Origin of the sequence: Streptomyces sp. NPDC051987 (assembly GCF_040680735.1) — a bacterium.
In the GTDB taxonomy this organism is placed as follows: domain Bacteria; phylum Actinomycetota; class Actinomycetes; order Streptomycetales; family Streptomycetaceae; genus Streptomyces.
The window spans coordinates 15093-31777 of record NZ_JBFAXI010000058.1 but is presented as its reverse complement, the minus strand read 5'-3'; the positions used below and the strand labels follow the sequence as shown (position 1 = coordinate 31777).

Below are 16685 nucleotides of genomic sequence, written 5' to 3'. Positions count from 1 at the left end.
GCTCAGCCGCTCCCCCCACGCTGTCACGGTCGGGGCGGATCTGTCGGGCGGAGTGCGCTACCGGCGGAAGACCGGGCGGGCCCAGGCGGGCGGCTGCGGGCCGTGGGCGGAGTCCCGTACGACGGTCGGGGCGGGCGCGGCGACCCGGTGGGCGGCCGGTTCCGCCACCCGGACGGTGCCGTGCCCGCCGGCCGCGGCGCGCCGCAGCTCGCCGACGAACTCCAGGCAGGAGCCGTACCGGTCCTCGGGAGCCTTGGCCAGCGCCCTCGCGAACACGTCGTCGAACGCCGGCGGCAGGCCCGCCCGGACCTCGCTGAGCGCGGGCGGCTGGTCGAACTGGTGCGCCCACAGCAGCGCGACGTCCTGGTCCCGGACGAACGGCGGGACTCCGGCGAGCATCTCGAAGACGACGCAGGCGAACCCGTAGAGGTCGCAGCGGCCGTCCACCGGGCGCCCGGAGATCTGCTCCGGTGCCACGTAGTCCAGCGTGCCGATGAACTCGCCGGCCGTCGTGAACCCCGTCAGCGACAGCGACCGCTTGGTGAGCCCGAAGTCCGTGAGGTAGACGTGCTCCGGGTGCTCGGTGTCCGTGCCCTGGGCCACCAGCACGTTGCCGGGTTTGACGTCCCGGTGCACCAGGTCGTGCTCGTGCGCCGCGTCGAGCGCGGAGGCCACCTGGGCCGCGATCCGCAGCGCCGCGTCCACCGGCAGCACGCCCTCCTTGTCCAGCAGCGCGCGCAGATCCGGCCCCGACACGTAGCGCATCGCGATGTACAGCACGCCGTCCGCCTCGCCGGCCTCGTAGATCGGCACGATGTGCGGGTGGTCGATGGCGGCGGCCACCCGTGACTCGTGGGTGAAACGGCGGCGGAAGGTGTCGTTGCGGGCCAGCTCGGGGGCGAGCAGCTTCAGCGCGACCGTCCGGTCCAGACGCAGGTCCGTGGCCCGGTAGACGACGGCCATGCCGCCGCGCCCGATCTCGCCCTGGACCTCGTAGCCCGCGATGCGCGTCGCCATCACCCCCATCGTATCCAGCGGGTCCGGGGCCCGCGAGAAGATCAGCACGGGTCCGCCGGGTCCACCCGGTCCGCCTGGTGACGTTCCCGGGGCCATCGGGTGCCGCGCCTCGCCCCTCGCCGGCTCCGGCACCTCGTGCCCCGTCCGCGGGTCCGGTCAGACCCGGTGCAGCGCGTCGAGCACGTCGGTGTCGGTCAGCTGCCCGAAGTCGTCGTACCACTGGCCCACCGCGCTGAACAGGACCGGCCGGTAGGGGCAGACGACGAGGTCGGCCTCGGCGGCGAGCGCGTCCAGGGAGTCGGGCGCGCCTACCGGGACCGCCAGCACGGTACGCGCCGGGCCCCGCCCTCGTACGTGGCGAAGGGCGGCGCGGGCGGTGGAGCCGGTGGCGAGTCCGTCGTCGACGACGATCACGGTACGGCCGCGCAGCGGAGGCGGCGGGCGGCCCTCCCGGTAGCGGCGTTCGCGGCGGCACAGCTCCCGCCGCTCCCGCGCCACCACGGAGGCCAGGGACTCCTCGCTCAGGTCCAGCTGGGCCAGGGTCGCCCGGTCGAGCAGCGGCGGGTCGTCCCCGGCGATCGCGCCGACGCCGAACTCCTCGTGGTGCGGGGCCCCGATCTTGCGTACGACGAGCACGTCGAGCGGGGCCGGCAGCTCTCGCGCCACCTCCGCGGCCACCGCCACTCCGCCCCGGGGCAGCGCCAGCACGATCGGGTCGGGCAGCGCGCCCTCGTCCCGCAGTTCGCCCAGGGCGACCGCCAGTTCACGACCGGCGTGCGCGCGGTCCCGGTAGCGCATGGAGCGTCCTCTCCGGCCGAGGTCGGCCCCCTTCCTCCATGCTCACACCCGAAGGCGCCGAGGACCCAACTCACCCACCGAATTCGCACATGCGTTCAACGACGGAGGGGTTCCCAGGTGAGGAGCAGTTCCTGCGGTGGGCGCCGGATGAGCGTCGGCCGCACGGCGACCGGACGGTCCTGCGCGAGGCGCGGCCGGAGCGGGCGGCCTCCTCCCCGCTGGACGACGCCGGCGGTACGGACCGTGTCGTGGTGCCGTACCGCCGCGCGGTGCCGACGGGGTCGGGTCAGAAGACGACCCACCACCCCTCGCGAGCCGCCTGTTCGGCCGTGTAGGACACCCCGTGCTCCTTGAGTCCGGCGGCGTCGAGGAGGGTGATCTCGCCGCCGTTGTCGCCCAGCCGGGCACCGTCCGGCAGCGGCACGGTGAGGGTCACGCCGGCGGCCAGCGGACCGGCCGGTACCGGGGAGGCCTGGCCGATGCGGTTGAGCAGACGCCAGCCGGTGAGGTCGACCGGGGCGGGCGACGCGTTGAGGAGGGTGACGGCCTCCGCCTCGGGGGCACGGCCGGGCGGGTTGACGAGCGCGGCGACGATCCGGACCGGCTGGTCGCCGGGGGCGGGCCGGGAGGTGTCGACGCCGGGGAGGGCATGGCCGGTGACGTCGTCGGTGTGCCAGGCCTGGCTCTGGAAGGCGAGGAAGATCCCGACCCAGCGCTCCTGTCCGCCGCCGTCGCCCGGCAGGCGGATGAGGAGTCCGCCGTCCTGCCACACCCCGTCGTCACCGGTGAAGCGGCCGCTGTTGCCCTGGTTCATGTGGATGTCGTGCACGCCGTTGCCGGGCAGGAAGCCGAACACCTTGTCCTTGACGCCGGTTTCGGGCCCCCAGCGCTCGCCGAAGAGGTACAGCAGGACCCGGGGGTCGTCGACGGCCCGCTGGACGTAGTGGTCGAGCAGGTCGGCCAGGTCGTTGTCGGGGCCGGGCCGGTCCGCCGGCAGGACGCGCAGCTTCGCCGGGTCGAAGAGGTTGCCGCGCACGAAGTCGAGGTTGGGTCCGCCGGGGCCCGGCGGCAGGGTGTTCCAGCCGCTCGTCAGGCCCGTCAGGCGGTCGGTGAGGGGGTGTCTGAAGTCGTCGTCGACCAGGTAGAGCAGGTCGGCGGGCCGCTGCTGGGACAGGACGTTGACGGCGGCGCGGTAGTGGACGCCGGCGTCGTCGGTGAGATGGATCTGGTAGTGCGGGGTCTCGGCGGCGCCTTCGCGCCGGACGCCGACCGCCCGCGTGATCAGTACGCCATAGGTCTTCAACGGCATGATGACCAACTCCCCGTAAAAGCAGGCGGTTCGCCCGCCCATGGCGGAAATCGTACGAGCCCGGGGCCGACCACGGCCCAGGTTGGGCGAATCCGCCGGTCGTGTGAACATGCCGTGGGGGATTCGCGAACGGTGGCCGGTTCCCTACGATCGTGCCGTGGTCAACTTCCTCCTTCAGCGGACGGCTCCGCTGCCGATCGACGAGGCGTGGCGACGGCTCACGCAGTGGTCCCGGCACGCCGACGCGGTTCCGCTGACCCGGATCACCGTGGTCACCGATCCCCCGACCCACGAGGGCACGGTCTTCGTGGCGCGCTCCGGTCTCGGACGGCTGTCCTTCGAGGATCCCATGGAGGTGACCGTCTGGCATCCTCCCGAGGACGGCCGACCGGGCCGGTGCCGGCTCGTCAAGCACGGCCGGGTGGTGCTCGGCTGGGCCGAACTGGAGGTGCACCCCGGCCCCGGCGGCCGTACCCGGGTGGTCTGGCACGAGGAGCTGCGGATCCGGGGGCTGCCGTCGGCCTTCGACCCACTGGTGCGCAGGGCCTCCGAGGCGGTGTTCGGGCGGGCCGTCAACTCGCTGCTCCGGCAGCCCTGACCCCGGCGGCCCTGGCCCCGGTGGCCTCGACCGCGGCGTCGGACACCGCTGGGGCGTGCCGGCTCCTAGGCCACCGATCCGATCCGCCGGGACGGGGCCGTCGAGGACGGCGCGTCGTGGTGGATCGGGGTGTGCGCGCCGGTCAGGGGGACTCCGCTGCCGCCCCTGCGGTGCGCGACGATCTCGGCCGCGATCGACAGCGCGGTCTCCTCGGGCGTACGGGCGCCGAGGTCGAGGCCGATGGGTGACCGCAGGCGGGCCAGCTCCAGTTCCGTGACGCCCCCCTCGCGCAGGCGCTCGTTGCGGTCCAGGTGGGTGCGGCGGGAGCCCATCGCGCCGACGTAGGCCACCGGGAGGCGGAGCGCGAGCCGGAGCAGCGGGACGTCGAACTTGGCGTCGTGGGTGAGGACGCACAGGACGGTACGGCCGTCGACGGGGGTGCGGTCCAGGTACCTGTGCGGCCAGTCGACGACGATCTCGTCGGCCTCCGGGAAGCGGGCCGAGGTGGCGAAGACGGGCCGCGCGTCGCACACCGTCACGTGGTAGCCGAGGAACTTGCCGACGCGGACCAGCGCGGACGCGAAGTCGATCGCGCCGAAGACGATCATCCGGGGCGGCGGGACGGACGACTCGACCAGCACCGTGAGCGGCGCTCCGCACCGAGAGCCCTGCTCTCCGATCTCCACGGTGCCGGTGCGGCCCGCGTCCAGGAAGACGGCGGCTTCGGCGGCGACCGTGCGGTCCAGTGCGGGGTGGGCGCCGAAGCCGCCCGCACGGGAGCCGTCGGCGGCCACCAGCAGGGCGCGGCCCAGCAGTTCGGGCGGTCCGGTGACGACGCGGGCGACGGCCGCCGCCTCCCCGCGCGCGGCGGCGGCCAGCGCGGCCGCCACCACCGGCCGGGCGGGGTCGGCCGCCCGTACCGGGGTGACGAGGATGTCGATGACGCCGCCACAGGTCAGGCCGACGGCGAAGGCGTCCTCGTCGCTGTACCCGAACCGCTCCAGGACGGTCTCCCCGTCCTGGAGCGCCTGTCGGCACAGCTCGTACACGGCGCCCTCGACGCACCCGCCGGAGACCGACCCGACGGCGGTGCCCTCCCCGTCCACCGCGAGCGCGGCACCGGGCTGCCGCGGCGCACTCCCCCCGACCGCCACCACCGTGGCGACGGCGAAGTCACGTCCTTCGACAACCCACCGGCTCAGCTCTTCGGCGATGTCCAGCATCTCTCGGTCTCCTCGAACGAGTTCAGGGCCAGGTGCCTGCCCCGAAGGGGCGCGGGACTGTGGTCATCTGCGGCGCTGCCCGCGGCAGCGCCCAGGGGACGCCCAGCCGACGCGGGTGCCTTCGCCCGCATCGCCGGCCGTCGCCCTGGGCCCCGCTCACTGCTGGGTCATGGCGCCGTCTCCCGAGGTCGAGCGGGCGCCCGGCGCCGGGATGCCGTGGGGCGGTGTCACGCGGTGCCCGTCAGATGTTCCGGGCGTACCGGCGTGCGGTTCAGTTCCAGCCCGGTCGCGTTCCGGATCGCCGCGAGGACGGCCGGGGTCGAGGACAGGGTCGGGGCCTCGCCGATGCCGCGGAGCCCGTACGGGGCGTGGTCGTCGGCGAGTTCGAGGACGTCGACGGGGATGGTCGGCGTGTCGAGGATGGTCGGGATCAGGTAGTCCGTGAAGGACGGGTTCCTGACCTTCGCGGTCTTCGGGTCGACGATGATCTCCTCCATCACCGCGATGCCCAGCCCCTGGATCGTGCCGCCCTGGATCTGGCCGACGACGGAGAGCGGGTTGAGCGCCTTGCCGACGTCCTGGGCGCAGGCCAGCTCGATCACCTTGACCAGGCCCAGTTCGGTGTCCACCTCGACGACCGCGCGGTGGGCGGCGAAGCTGTACTGGACGTGGCCGTTGCCCTGCCCGGTGCGCAGGTCGAACGGCACGGTCGGCCGGTGCCGCCACTCCGCCTCGACCTCCACCGCCTCGTCACCGAGGACGTCCACCAGGTCGGCCAGCACCTCGCCGCCGTCGGTGACGACCTTGCCCCCCTCCAGGAGCAGTTCGGCACCGGCCCAGGCGGGGTGGTACGTGCCGAACTTGCGGCGGCCCAGCTCCAGGACCTTCTCCCGGACCAGCTCGCAGGAGTTCTTCACGGCGCCGCCGGTGACGTAGGTCTGCCGGGAGGCCGAGGTCGAACCCGCCGAGCCCACCTGGGTGTTCGCGGGATGGATGGTCACCTGGGCCACGCCGAGCTCGGTGCGCGCGATCTGCGCGTGCACGGTCACACCGCCCTGCCCGACCTCCGCCATCGCGGTGTGCACGACGGCGACAGGCTCGCCGGCGACAACCTCCAGGCGCACCCGCGCGGTCGAGTAGTCGTCGAAGCCCTCGGAGAAGCCGACGTTCTTGATGCCGACGGCGTAGCCGATGCCGCGCACCACGCCTTCGCCGTGCGAGGTGTTGGACAGACCGCCGGGCAGCTGCCGTACGTCGGCGCCCTCGCTGCTCTCCCACTGGCGCTCGGGCGGGAGGGGCATCGCCTTGACGCGGCGCAGGAGTTCGGCGACGGGCGCCGGGGAGTCGACCGGCTGCCCGGTCGGCATGAGGGTGCCCTGTTCCATGGCGTTCAACTGCCTGAACTCCACCGGGTCCATGCCGAGTTGCGCGGCGACCTTGTCCATCTGCGCCTCGTAGGCGAAGCACGCCTGGACCGCGCCGAAGCCGCGCATCGCGCCGCAGGGCGGGTTGTTGGTGTACAGCGCGATGGCCTCGATGTCGACGTCGTCGACGACGTAGGGGCCGATGCCGAGCGAGGAGGCGTTGCCGACGACGGCCGGGGAGGCGGAGGCGTAGGCGCCGCCGTCCAGCACGATCCGGCACTTGACGTGGGTCAGCTTGCCGTCGCGCGTCGCGCCGTGCTCGTAGGAGAGCCGTGCGGGGTGGCGGTGGACGTGGCCGAAGAAGGACTCGAAGCGGTTGTAGACGATCTTGACCGGCTTGCCGGTGCGCAGAGCCAGCAGGCAGGCGTGGATCTGCATCGACAGGTCCTCGCGGCCGCCGAACGCGCCGCCGACGCCGGCCAGGGTCATCCGCACCTTGTCCTCGGGCAGGCCGAGCACCGGGGCGATCTGGCGCAGGTCGCTGTGCAGCCACTGGGTGGCGATGTAGAGGTGGACGCCGCCGTCCTCCTCGGGCACCGCGAGGCCGGACTCGGGGCCGAGGAAGGCCTGGTCCTGCATGCCGAAGTGGTACTCGCCCCTGACGACGACGTCGGCCCTCTTCGCCGCCTCGTCCGCGTTGCCGCGGATGATCGGCTGGCGGTGCACGATGTTGGGGTGCGGGACGTGGCCGATGTGGTGGTCGTCGCGGTTCTCGTGGACGTGGATCGCGCCGGGGGCGGTGGCGGAGGCCTCGTCGGTGATGACGGGCAGTTCGCGGTACTCGACCTTGATCTTGGCGGCCGCGCGGCGGGCGGTCTCGGGGTGGTCGGCGGCGACGATCGCGACCGGCTCGCCGTGGTGGCGCACCTTGCCGTGGGCCAGGACCGGGGTGTCCTGGATCTCCAGGCCGTAGTTCCTCACCTCGGTGGGCAGGTCGTCGTAGGTCATGACGGCGTACACGCCGGGCTGGGCGAGGGCCTCGGCGGTGTCGATCGACACGATCTCGGCGTGCGCGACGGTGGAGCGGAGGATCTGGCCCCAGAGCATGTCCTCGTGCCACATGTCGGACGAGTACGCGAACTCACCGGTCACCTTGAGGGTGCCGTCCGGGCGGAGCGTCGACTCGCCGATGCCGCCCTTGGTCCGGGAGCCCTGGGTGACCTTGGCCGGCGTGCCGAAGGGGGCGCTGTCGGTGGGCATCGGGTTCAGACCGCCTCTGACTGCCGGGCGGCCGCGAGGCGGACCGCGTCCATGATCTTCTCGTAGCCGGTGCAGCGGCACAGGTTGCCCGAGAGCGCCTCGCGGATGTCCGCGTCGCTCGGGTTCGGGTTGCGCTCCAGCATCTCGTCGGCGGCGACCAGCAGACCGGGGGTGCAGAAGCCGCACTGGACGGCGCCCGCGTCGATGAACGCCTGCTGCACCGGGGAGAGTTCGGTGTGCTCGCCGGCCGGTGAGTCCGTCCCGCCGGCCCGCTGCCGGGCGTACTCCGCCAGCCCTTCCACGGTGACGACCTCGCGGCCCTCCACCTGTCCCGCCGCGACCAGGCAGGAACACACCGGCACGCCGTCCAGCCGGACGGTGCACGACCCGCACTCCCCCTGCTCGCAGGCGTTCTTGGAGCCGGGCAGGCCCAGGCGCTCGCGCAGGACGTACAGCAGGGACTCGCCCTCCCAGACGTCGTCGGCTTCCTGCGGGCGTCCGTTGACGGTGAAGTTGACGCGCATCAGGCGACACTCCCCTTCTGCTGAGTGGTGCCGCGGTACGACTCCCAGGTCCAGGTGAGGGTCCGGCGGGCCATCACGCCGACCGCGTGGCGGCGGTAGCTCGCGGTGCCCCGGACGTCGTCGATCGGGTTGCAGGCGGCGGCGCACAGGTCCGCGAACCGCTTGGCGACCGACGGCGTGATGATCTTCCCGTTGTCCCAGAAGCCGCCCTCGTCGAGCGCCGCGGTCAGGAACTCCTCGGCGGTCCTCGCCCGCACGGGGGTGGGCGCGGCCGACCCGATCCCGGTCCGTACGGTCCGCGTCGCGGGGTGCAGGGCGAGCCCGAAGGCGCACACGGCGATCACCATCGCGTTGCGCGTGCCGACCTTCGAGTACTGCTGCGGGCCGTCGGCCCTGCGCACGTGCACCGCGCGGATCAGCTCGTCGGGCGCGAGGGCGTTGCGCTTCACACCGGTGTAGAAGTCGTCGATGGGGATGAGCCGGGTGCCGCGCACCGACTCGGCCTCGACCTCGGCGCCGGCCGCGAGCAGCGCGGGGTGGGCGTCGCCGGCCGGGGAGGCGGTGCCGAGGTTGCCGCCGACGCCGCCGCGGTTGCGGATCTGCGGGGAGGCGACGGTGTGCGAGGCGAGCGCCAGGCCGGGCAGTTCGGCGCGCAGGTGCTCCATGATCCGGGTGTACGGGACGGAGGCGCCGAGCCGTACGCTCTCCTCGCCGACCTCCCATTCGTAGAGATCGCCGATGCGGTTCAGGTCGAGGAGGTACTCGGGCCTGCGGTGGTCGAAGTTGATCTCGACCATCACGTCGGTGCCACCCGCGATCGGCACGGCGGTGGGGTGCTCGGCCTTCACGGCGAGCGCCTCCTCCCAGCTGGCGGGGCGAAGGAAGTCCATGACCGGCTCTCTTCTGCGTCTCGGTACGTCTCGTGAGTCGTGTGGATTGAGCCAATCCGTGTGCGGCGGGCCCGGCTCGTTCATGTCCTGTTCACGCGGAACGAGGTCAGTACACCGCCCGTTGCTCCAGCGGGGTCAGTCACCGAAACCATGAAGGAGTTAGCTGGCCAGCACGGCCATCTTGTAGATTCGTATGAACGGGGGTCCTCAGTAACCTCCTGGTCTTCCTGTGGAAACGCGGGAAACGCCCTGGCAGCCGTCGGTTGCGGTCAGGCGACCCTCGGTGACGGCCCGCGGACCCGCCGGTCCGGGCGCCTCACTCACGACCCTTCACGATTCATCGTAGATTTCGAGACAGAGAACGGCGGCGACGAGATGCGGCTGCGCGCACTGCTGGACACCGACGCGCTGGGCCTGCGGCTGCTCGGCGGCGAGGACGAGCTGGACCGAACCGTGCGCGGGGTCATGACGACCGACCTGCGCGACCCCAGCCGCTACCTGGCCGGCGGCGAGCTGGTGCTGACCGGCCTGGCCTGGCGCCGGGACGCGGCGGACTCCGAGCCGTTCGTACGACTGCTGGTGCAGGCCGGGGTGGCCGCGCTGGCGGCCGGCGAGGCGGAGCTGGGCGACATCCCGGAGGACCTGGTCGTGGCCTGTGCGCGCCACCGCCTGCCGCTCTTCGCGGTCCACGAGTCGGTGGCGTTCGCGACGATCACCGAGCATGTCGTCCGGCAGGTCAGCGGCGAGCGCGCCGGGGACCTGGCGGCCGTCGTGGACCGGCACCGGCGGATGATGACGTCGGGCCCGGCAGGCGGCGGCCCGGACGTGGTCCTGGATCTGCTCGGTTCCGACCTCGACCTGCGGGCCTGGGTGCTCTCCCCGGCCGGCCGCCTGATCGCGGGGCCCAAGGTGTCGGGGCCCGCGCTGCCCGCCGACGCCTGTGCCGCCCTGGCCGCCGAGCACCTGGCCGCCACCCGCACCGGCCGCCGCGGCCCGCACCGCGTGCTGCTCGGCTCCACCACCTACTCGCTGTTCCCGGTCCGCTCCACCGGCCGCTCCCCGCAGGGCGCCGCGCGGGACGTGCGGGAGACGGTGCTGTCGGACTGGCTGCTGGCGGTGGAGGCGGACGCCGGCGACTGGCCCGCGGAGCGGCTCGACCTGCTGCAGGGCGTGGCCCAGCTGATCGCCGTGGAGCGGGACCGCCGCGACGCGGCCCGCACGGTGCGGCGCCGGCTGGCGCAGGAGGTCCTGGAGCTGGTCCAGGCGGGTGCGGCACCGGCCGAGATCGCCGCCCGGCTGCGGGTGGCCGCGCCGGTCCTGCTGCCCGGACTCGGCGCCGCCCCGCACTGGCAGGTGGTGGTCGCCCGGGTCGAGTGGGACGGCGGAGAGGTGCCGGGCGGCCCGGTCGCCCAGTCCCTGCTGGAGGAGATCCTGGTCGACCCGCTGGCGACCGGCCCGGAGCCGTCCGACCGGATAGCGGTCGCCCACACCGGTGACGAGGCGATCGCCCTCGTCCCGCTGCCCGCCGTCACCGCCGAGCACGACGGCTCCGGGGCCGGCATCCACGCCGACGCCCTGCTGGCGTCGGTACGGCACCCGCTGTCGGCGGGCCTGGACGACGACGGCCGGGTCACCGTGGGCGTCAGCGCGGCCGTGCACTCGGCGGAGGGACTGCGCGGCGCCCTGGAGGAGGCCCGGCACGCCCGCCGGGTGGCCGCCGCCCGCCCCGGCCGGGTCTGCGCGGCCGGCCACCAGGAGCTGGCCTCGCACGTCCTGCTGCTGCCCTTCGTGCCCGACGACGTCCGCCGCGCCTTCACCGCCCGGCTGCTGGACCCGCTGCGGGACTACGACCGCCGCCACCGCGCCGAACTGATCCCCACCCTTGAGGCGTTCCTCGACTGCGACGGCTCCTGGACGCGCTGCGCCGGCCGTCTTCACCTGCACGTCAACACGTTGCGCTACCGCGTGGGGAGGATCGAGCAGTTGACGGGGCGGGACCTGTCCCGGCTGGAGGACAAGCTCGATTTCTTCTTGGCGTTGCGGATGAGCTGAGGTCACGCGGGCGTACGACCGGCTCCCGCCAAGTGCCCCCGCCGTCCCACGACTTTGTGAAATTATTCACCCACCCTCTTGGCCCCGCGCGGCGATCGGTGCTGGAATGCGGCCACCACTTCACTGCTCGACGGCGCGCTAGGGGAGGGCAACGTGGCGTATTCCGCCATGTCTGGGAACGGAACGACCGCTGGTGACGATCCGCTCCAGACCGCGGTATGGCGGCTGCGCTCGCGGGCCTGCTGGGCCGACGCGGCGGCCCTGCTGCCGTCGGACACGCCGGCGTCCACCCTGCAGCGGGCGGGGCTGATGGTCGAGCGGTGCCTGTACACCGAGCGGGGCTGGGAGGAGGCGGAGGACGCGCTGCGGACGGCGGAGGCGGTGGCCCGGTCCGACGAGGAGCGGGGGGCGGCGGCCTGCGAGCGCGGCCAACTCGCCTACGCGGCCACGCTGCACGGGGTCCGCGACCGGGCCGACGAGGCGCGGGCCGCGCTCGGCAGGGCGGCGGCGCTGATCCCTCCGGGGGCGCCGGGGCGGGCGTTGCTCGACTTCCGCCGGGGGCTGCTGGCGGAGAACCTCACCCGGTCCCCGCAGGCCGCGCGTGCCGCCTACCGGCGCGCCCACGCCGGGGCCACGGCCCACGCCGACCACCTCCTCCTCTCCTTCACCTGGCGCCACCTGGCCGGTCTGGCGCTGCGGGACGGGGAGGTGAGCGAGGCGCGGCACGGATTCGCCGAGTCGCTGCGGATCAGGGAGGAACTGGGCTACCTGGTGGGCACGGCCCCCGCCCTCGCGTCCCTGGCCGACACGGAGTCCGAGCCGGAGGCGTCGCGGCTGCGGGAGGAGGCGGGCCGCCTGTTCCGCCTGCTGGGCGGCGTCCCGACCTGGCTGGCCAGACAACTCACCCCACCGGGAGCAGCCACGGCATGAGCGCCCCGCAAGGGGCGCGGGGAACTGCACGACCAGCCACGACGGACGCGCACCCGGCACGCGCCCCGGACCCCCGAGCCATGTGTGTGAAGCGCCCCGCAGGGGGCGCGGGGAACTGCGCGACCAGCCACGACGGACGCGCACCCGGCACGCGCCCCGGACCCCCGAGCCATGTGTGTGAAGCGCCCCGCAGGCGGCGCGGGGAACTGCGCGACCAGCCAGGCACCACCCGCACCCGGCATCCGGTCCGCAGCCCTACGGCGGACAGCCGTCGGCCCCCTCAGCCGGCGGCGAAATGCCCGGCCACCAGCCTCCGCACCGCGTCCAGCTCCCCCGCCACCAAGGCGTCGAGCAACGCCGCGTGCTCCCCGGCGTCCGCCATCAGGTCGGCCCGCCCCCGCTGCCGCGGAACCGCCCGCCGGTGCAGGTCCTCCGCGATCTGCACCAGCTGCTCGTTGTCCGCGAGGGCCAGCACCGCCCGGTGGAACGCCCGGTCGGCCTCCGCGTACGTCGCCCGGCACCCCGACGCCGCCGCCCGCACCGTCTCCTCGGCCAGCGGCCGCAACGCGGCCCACCGCTCGGCCGGCACACTGCGCGCCAGCCGCAGGATCACCGGCACCTCGATCAGCGCCCGCACCTCGGCCAGCTCCGCGAGTTCGCGAGCGCCCCGCTCGACGACCCGGAACCCCCGGTTGGGCACGACCTCGACCGCGCCCTCCAGCGCCAGCTGCTGCATCGCCTCGCGCACCGGTGTCGCGGAGACCCCGAACCGCTCCCCCAGCGCCGGCGCCGAGTACACCGCGCCCGGTGCCAGGTCCCCGCTGACCAGTGCCGTACGCAGTGCGTCGAGAACCTGCCCGCGCACGGACGGCCGCTGCACGGCGACCCTCGGCTGCGGGATCGGCCGCTCGCCGTGCGTGTGCTCGCCCCGGGCCACCGGCGGGCCGGCGGGGAAACCGGGCGCCTCGCGCACCGACTGCTCCGACCGCGACTGCGCCGGCACCCTGGCCGTCTCGGCGGGAGCCGCGTGCGCGCGCTGGTTCACGGGTCTCCTCCGGGTCGTCGGCACTCGGGTCATTAACGGCGGTTTGTTACTTGTCCGTCAAGCACCTTAGGCGCACAAGGCGCTGGTTCAAACTTCCGTACGACTGAGTAAGGTAAGGCTTACTTATCCGGCAGTTGGTCCGCAGCCCGCGTCCGATCGGTGGTTCTCCATGCCCTCCCCCGTGTCCGCCGCCTACGCGCGCCTCACCGAGGCCTGCCCCTCCCTGGTGGTCACGGAGCTGGGTCCCGGGGACACGGCACCCCGGGGCGGCGGCTGGGTGGGCGCCGCCGAGCTGGCGGCCGGCGGCTCCGCCCTGGACGCCTTCCTGGCCTGGGACGAGGAGCAGATCCTGCGGGACGAGGGCAGGCCGGCCCGCCCCGACGTGGTCGCGGGCTTCGGGCTGCACCGGTACGGCTGGGCCGCCTGCCTCCTGATCACCCTCCCCTGGTTCCTGGACCGCCGGGTCCCCCGTCTCCCGGCGACCGAGGTGTCGTACGACCGGACGGCGGGCCGGATGGCCGTGCGCGTCGCCTCCTTCGCCTGCCTCCCGGGCGACCCGGCGGCGGCGCTGCCCGGCGCGGTCGTGATGTCCGGCGAGGAGGCGCTGCGGGCCGAGGTGCGGGCGGCCGTCGCCGAGCACCTGGAACCGGTCCTCGGCGGCTTCGGGCCGCGGATGCGGCGGCGCGGGCGGGCGCTGTGGGGCATGGCGACGGACGAGGTCGTCGAGGGGCTCTGGTACGTCGCCGGACCGCTCGGCGAGGAAGCGCGAGCCGTACGCGAGCTCGAACAGCTGCTGCCGGGCGCGACGGCGCCGTACGTCGGCTCGGCCGCCTTCCGGGTGCTGACCGGTCCCGGCGGGGAACCGCTGGCCACCCGGGACCGGGCGAGCTGCTGCATGTACTACACCCTGCGCCCGGAGGACACCTGCGCCACCTGCCCGCGCACCTGCGACGACGCGCGGATCGCCAAGCTCGCGGCGGCCGCGGCGGCCTGAGCCTCCCTCAGCCCACCCGCCACCCCACCCCCGGGTCACGGCACCCCGCGGCATCCACTAAGATCGCCGACAGCGAGGGCGCTCCTGTGACGACAGGGAATTCACAACTTCCTCACTTGCCGCAGGAACTTTCCGAGGAACCACCCGTATGGGTAGTCTTACTCGAACTCAACTCCCGCCCCTCATGCGGCAGTTCGAGCAGAATGCCGTCCTGGGGCATCCCCTTGCACTTCCTTGGCGGCCTCTTGCCCCGAAACCCCCTGAGGGCCCGTGGGATTGGGCCACTATGGCGGGCGATACGCCCTATCCCAATGCAAGGGACCCCTAGATGAGACTGACCGACATATCGCTGAACTGGCTGCTTCCCGGCGCCGTACTGCTCCTGGGCATGCTGGTCGCGGTGGCGGTGCTGACGCGCTCCAAGCGGTCCGGCGGGGAGCACGCGAAGGACGACTCGTGGGAGCGCAGCGAGGAGCGCCGCCGGCGCAAGGAGGCCATCTACGCCACCGCCGCCTACGTGCTCCTCTTCTGCTGTGCGGCGGTGTCCGCGGCCCTCTCCTTCCACGGACTGGTCGGCTTCGGCCAGCAGAACCTCAACCTCTCCGGCGGCTGGGAGTACCTGGTCCCGTTCGGCCTGGACGGCGCCGCGATGTTCTGCTCCGTCCTCGCGGTGCGTGAGGCCAGCCACGGTGACGCCGCGCTCGGCTCCCGGATCCTCGTGTGGACCTTCGCGGGCGCGTCCGCCTGGTTCAACTGGGTGCACGCCCCCAGGGGCGGGGGCCACGCGGGCGCTCCCCAGTTCTTCGCCGGCATGTCGCTCTCCGCGGCCGTGCTCTTCGACCGCGCGCTGAAGCAGACCCGCAAGGCCGCCCTGCGCGAGCAGGGCCTGGTGCCGCGCCCGCTGCCGCAGATCCGTATCGTCCGCTGGCTGCGTGCCCCCCGTGAGACCTACAAGGCCTGGTCGCTGATGCTCCTGGAGGGCGTGCGCAGCCTGGACGAGGCGGTCGACGAGGTGCGCGAGGACAAGCGGCAGAAGGAGGCGAACCGGCTGCGCCGCCGCGAGCAGGACCGCCTGGAGCGGGCCCAGCTCAAGGCCATAAGCCGGGGCCACCGCGGCTTCGTCGGACGCGGCCGGCAGGACGAGGTGCACCAGGTGGAGCGCGCCTCCCAGCCCACTGCGGAGCCTGCCATAGCGGCGCCGGAGCAGTTGCCCGTACGCCAGCGGCCCTCCCTTCAGCCCGTCCGCAAAGGGTCTGACCCGATCACCGTCGACCTGACCGCGGAGGACGACACAATGGCGCTGCCGCGCCTGGACTCCCTGGAGCGCAAGCTCAAGGACCTCGAGCAGCAGTTCGGCTGACCGACCGCTGCCGTACGGCATCTCGGGACGGGGGCGTGACCGCCAGGGTCACGCCCCCGTCCCGTCGCGCACCCCGGCCGTGGTCCCGCTAGGCGGCGTCCGCGTCCAGTTCGAACCACACCGACTTGCCGACCTCGTGCGGCTGGACGCCCCACGCGTCGGCCAGCGCGTCGACCAGCACCAGGCCCCGGCCGTGCGTGCCGTCATCGATGTCCGGGACGCACACCCGCGGCCTGCGGGCCACGAAGTCCCGCACCTCCACGCGTAGCTGGCTCGGCGCCACGACCGCCGTCAGCACCGCCTCGCGGTCCGTGTGGACCAGCGCGTTGGTGACGAGTTCACTGGTGAGCAGTTCCGCGATCTCGGAGCGGCCGGGACAACCCCAGTGCCGCAGCAGTTCCCGCAGTTCCCTGCGCGCCTCGGGCACCGCCCGCAGGTCCGACCGCCCCAGCCGGCGCCGGAACTGCGGCGGCTGGTTCCGCTCCGTCGTGTCGGTCTGTTCCCCTGCCGTCTGCGCCGAGGAGGCCCCGACGGCCACGGGACCGCCCCCTCGTGCCTGACTGTTCATGGCCCCCGCCCGCACGCCGTTACCGGATCCCCTCCTGATCGAACACGTTCACGGGGATCCATGCCCGCTCGGGCACGGGCCAGTCATGTCACGTCGATGACCGCCGGGTGTTCGGCCAAGTCCCGGATCCGCTCCGGTCCGCACGCCCTCGCCCGGACCGTCCCGTACGCGCCACCGGTGCCGTGGACCCGGCGCGAATCAGCCCCTCGGGCAAGCCGCCGAGCTGATTCCCCCGGTCCACGGCACTGGCGAACCTGGCCGAAATCTGTCCTTCCGGCTACTTGCTCCCGAGGCCCTTGGTGCCGATGTTGACGATCTTGTGGGTGTCGCGGGTCATGTCGACGACCAGCTTCGTGGCACTGCTGCTGCTCCAGGTGAGCGTGATGACGGCCTCCGTGTACTTCCTGGTGCCGTTGTCCGTGACCTTCCACTTGAGCGGGGTGTTCTGGGCCCGCAGCACCCCGTCGGCGTGCTCGCGCTCCTCCCAGGCCCGCAGCTTCTTCAGGTAGGAGGGGGCGATGTAGTAGGCGCGCAGCGCGGTGGGCAGCTTGCCGCTGCCGTCCGGGTCGCTCTCGGCGTCGATGTAGGCGCCGTAGAAGTCGGAGATGCGGGTGATGTTGTCGGAGGGGCTGCCGCTCACGCTGCGCGGGGCGCCGGCCGAGGCCTGGGCGGTGGCGCCGAGGCCGAGGGCCACGGCGAGGACGCCGGCGGTGAGGACGGCGCGGGTCTTGCTGCTCATGTCTGTTCCCCGTG

General features: G+C 73.5%; 15 protein-coding genes. 5 read left to right on the top strand and 10 right to left on the bottom strand.

The window, feature by feature from the left end:
• Positions 1-57: 57 nt before the first annotated feature.
• From AB0M11_RS27345 to AB0M11_RS27335, 3 genes are all read right to left on the bottom strand, one after another.
• Positions 58-1026, bottom strand: coding sequence for a serine/threonine-protein kinase (locus AB0M11_RS27345; RefSeq protein WP_365709999.1), 969 nt, complete (start codon positions 1024-1026; stop codon positions 58-60).
• A gap of 147 nt (positions 1027-1173) precedes the next feature.
• Complete coding sequence (locus AB0M11_RS27340) at positions 1174-1815, bottom strand: phosphoribosyltransferase family protein (protein WP_365709961.1); 642 nt, start codon at positions 1813-1815, stop codon at positions 1174-1176.
• A 286-nt stretch (positions 1816-2101) separates the two neighbouring features.
• The gene (locus AB0M11_RS27335; RefSeq protein ID WP_365709997.1) at positions 2102-3124 is read right to left on the bottom strand and encodes a DUF2278 family protein; all 1023 of its coding nucleotides are present in this window, start codon (positions 3122-3124) and stop codon (positions 2102-2104) included.
• 157 nt (positions 3125-3281) lie between these two features.
• On the opposite strand from AB0M11_RS27335, the gene AB0M11_RS27330 reads away from it, so the two are divergent.
• Positions 3282-3722, top strand: a complete 441-nt coding sequence (locus AB0M11_RS27330) for an SRPBCC family protein (RefSeq protein ID WP_365709959.1) — start codon at positions 3282-3284, stop codon at positions 3720-3722.
• Positions 3723-3787: 65 nt separating this feature from the next.
• Here AB0M11_RS27330 and AB0M11_RS27325 read toward each other — a convergent pair whose 3' ends face one another.
• The 4 genes from AB0M11_RS27325 to AB0M11_RS27310 form a co-directional block, all read right to left on the bottom strand.
• A complete protein-coding gene (locus AB0M11_RS27325; RefSeq protein WP_365709957.1) occupies positions 3788-4945 on the bottom strand; it encodes an XdhC/CoxI family protein in 1158 nt (385 codons plus the stop codon).
• A 227-nt stretch (positions 4946-5172) separates the two neighbouring features.
• A complete protein-coding gene (locus AB0M11_RS27320) occupies positions 5173-7569 on the bottom strand; it encodes a molybdopterin cofactor-binding domain-containing protein (protein WP_365709955.1) in 2397 nt (798 codons plus the stop codon).
• Positions 7570-7574: 5 nt separating this feature from the next.
• Entirely contained in the window at positions 7575-8093 is a 519-nt protein-coding gene (locus AB0M11_RS27315) for a (2Fe-2S)-binding protein (protein WP_365709952.1), read from the bottom strand.
• On the bottom strand, positions 8093-8983 hold the full coding sequence (locus AB0M11_RS27310; protein ID WP_365709950.1) for a xanthine dehydrogenase family protein subunit M: 891 nt from the start codon (positions 8981-8983) through the stop codon (positions 8093-8095). The genes AB0M11_RS27315 and AB0M11_RS27310 overlap by 1 nt, the downstream gene beginning before the upstream one ends.
• Positions 8984-9358: 375 nt before the next feature.
• Here AB0M11_RS27310 and AB0M11_RS27305 point away from each other — a divergent pair, with 375 nt between their 5' ends.
• Both AB0M11_RS27305 and AB0M11_RS27300 read left to right on the top strand, forming a co-directional pair.
• Positions 9359-11035, top strand: coding sequence for a PucR family transcriptional regulator ligand-binding domain-containing protein (locus tag AB0M11_RS27305; RefSeq protein ID WP_365709948.1), 1677 nt, complete (start codon positions 9359-9361; stop codon positions 11033-11035).
• Positions 11036-11203: 168 nt separating this feature from the next.
• A complete protein-coding gene (locus AB0M11_RS27300; protein ID WP_365709945.1) occupies positions 11204-11965 on the top strand; it encodes a hypothetical protein in 762 nt (253 codons plus the stop codon).
• A 280-nt stretch (positions 11966-12245) separates the two neighbouring features.
• Here AB0M11_RS27300 and AB0M11_RS27295 read toward each other — a convergent pair whose 3' ends face one another.
• On the bottom strand, positions 12246-13010 hold the full coding sequence (locus AB0M11_RS27295) for a GntR family transcriptional regulator (protein WP_365709943.1): 765 nt from the start codon (positions 13008-13010) through the stop codon (positions 12246-12248).
• A gap of 169 nt (positions 13011-13179) precedes the next feature.
• On the opposite strand from AB0M11_RS27295, the gene AB0M11_RS27290 reads away from it, so the two are divergent.
• Both AB0M11_RS27290 and AB0M11_RS27285 read left to right on the top strand, forming a co-directional pair.
• Positions 13180-14004, top strand: coding sequence for a (2Fe-2S)-binding protein (locus AB0M11_RS27290; RefSeq protein WP_365709940.1), 825 nt, complete (start codon positions 13180-13182; stop codon positions 14002-14004).
• Between the two features lie 328 nt (positions 14005-14332).
• Complete coding sequence (locus AB0M11_RS27285) at positions 14333-15364, top strand: DUF2637 domain-containing protein (protein WP_365709938.1); 1032 nt, start codon at positions 14333-14335, stop codon at positions 15362-15364.
• Between the two features lie 88 nt (positions 15365-15452).
• Here the strand turns inward: AB0M11_RS27285 and AB0M11_RS27280 are convergent, their stop codons facing one another.
• Both AB0M11_RS27280 and AB0M11_RS27275 read right to left on the bottom strand, forming a co-directional pair.
• A complete protein-coding gene (locus tag AB0M11_RS27280) occupies positions 15453-15902 on the bottom strand; it encodes an ATP-binding protein (RefSeq protein ID WP_365709936.1) in 450 nt (149 codons plus the stop codon).
• 307 nt (positions 15903-16209) lie between these two features.
• Positions 16210-16671: a hypothetical protein gene (locus AB0M11_RS27275; RefSeq protein WP_365709934.1), complete on the bottom strand. Its 462-nt coding sequence runs from the start codon at positions 16669-16671 to the stop codon at positions 16210-16212.
• Between the last annotated feature and the right edge of the window lie 14 nt (positions 16672-16685).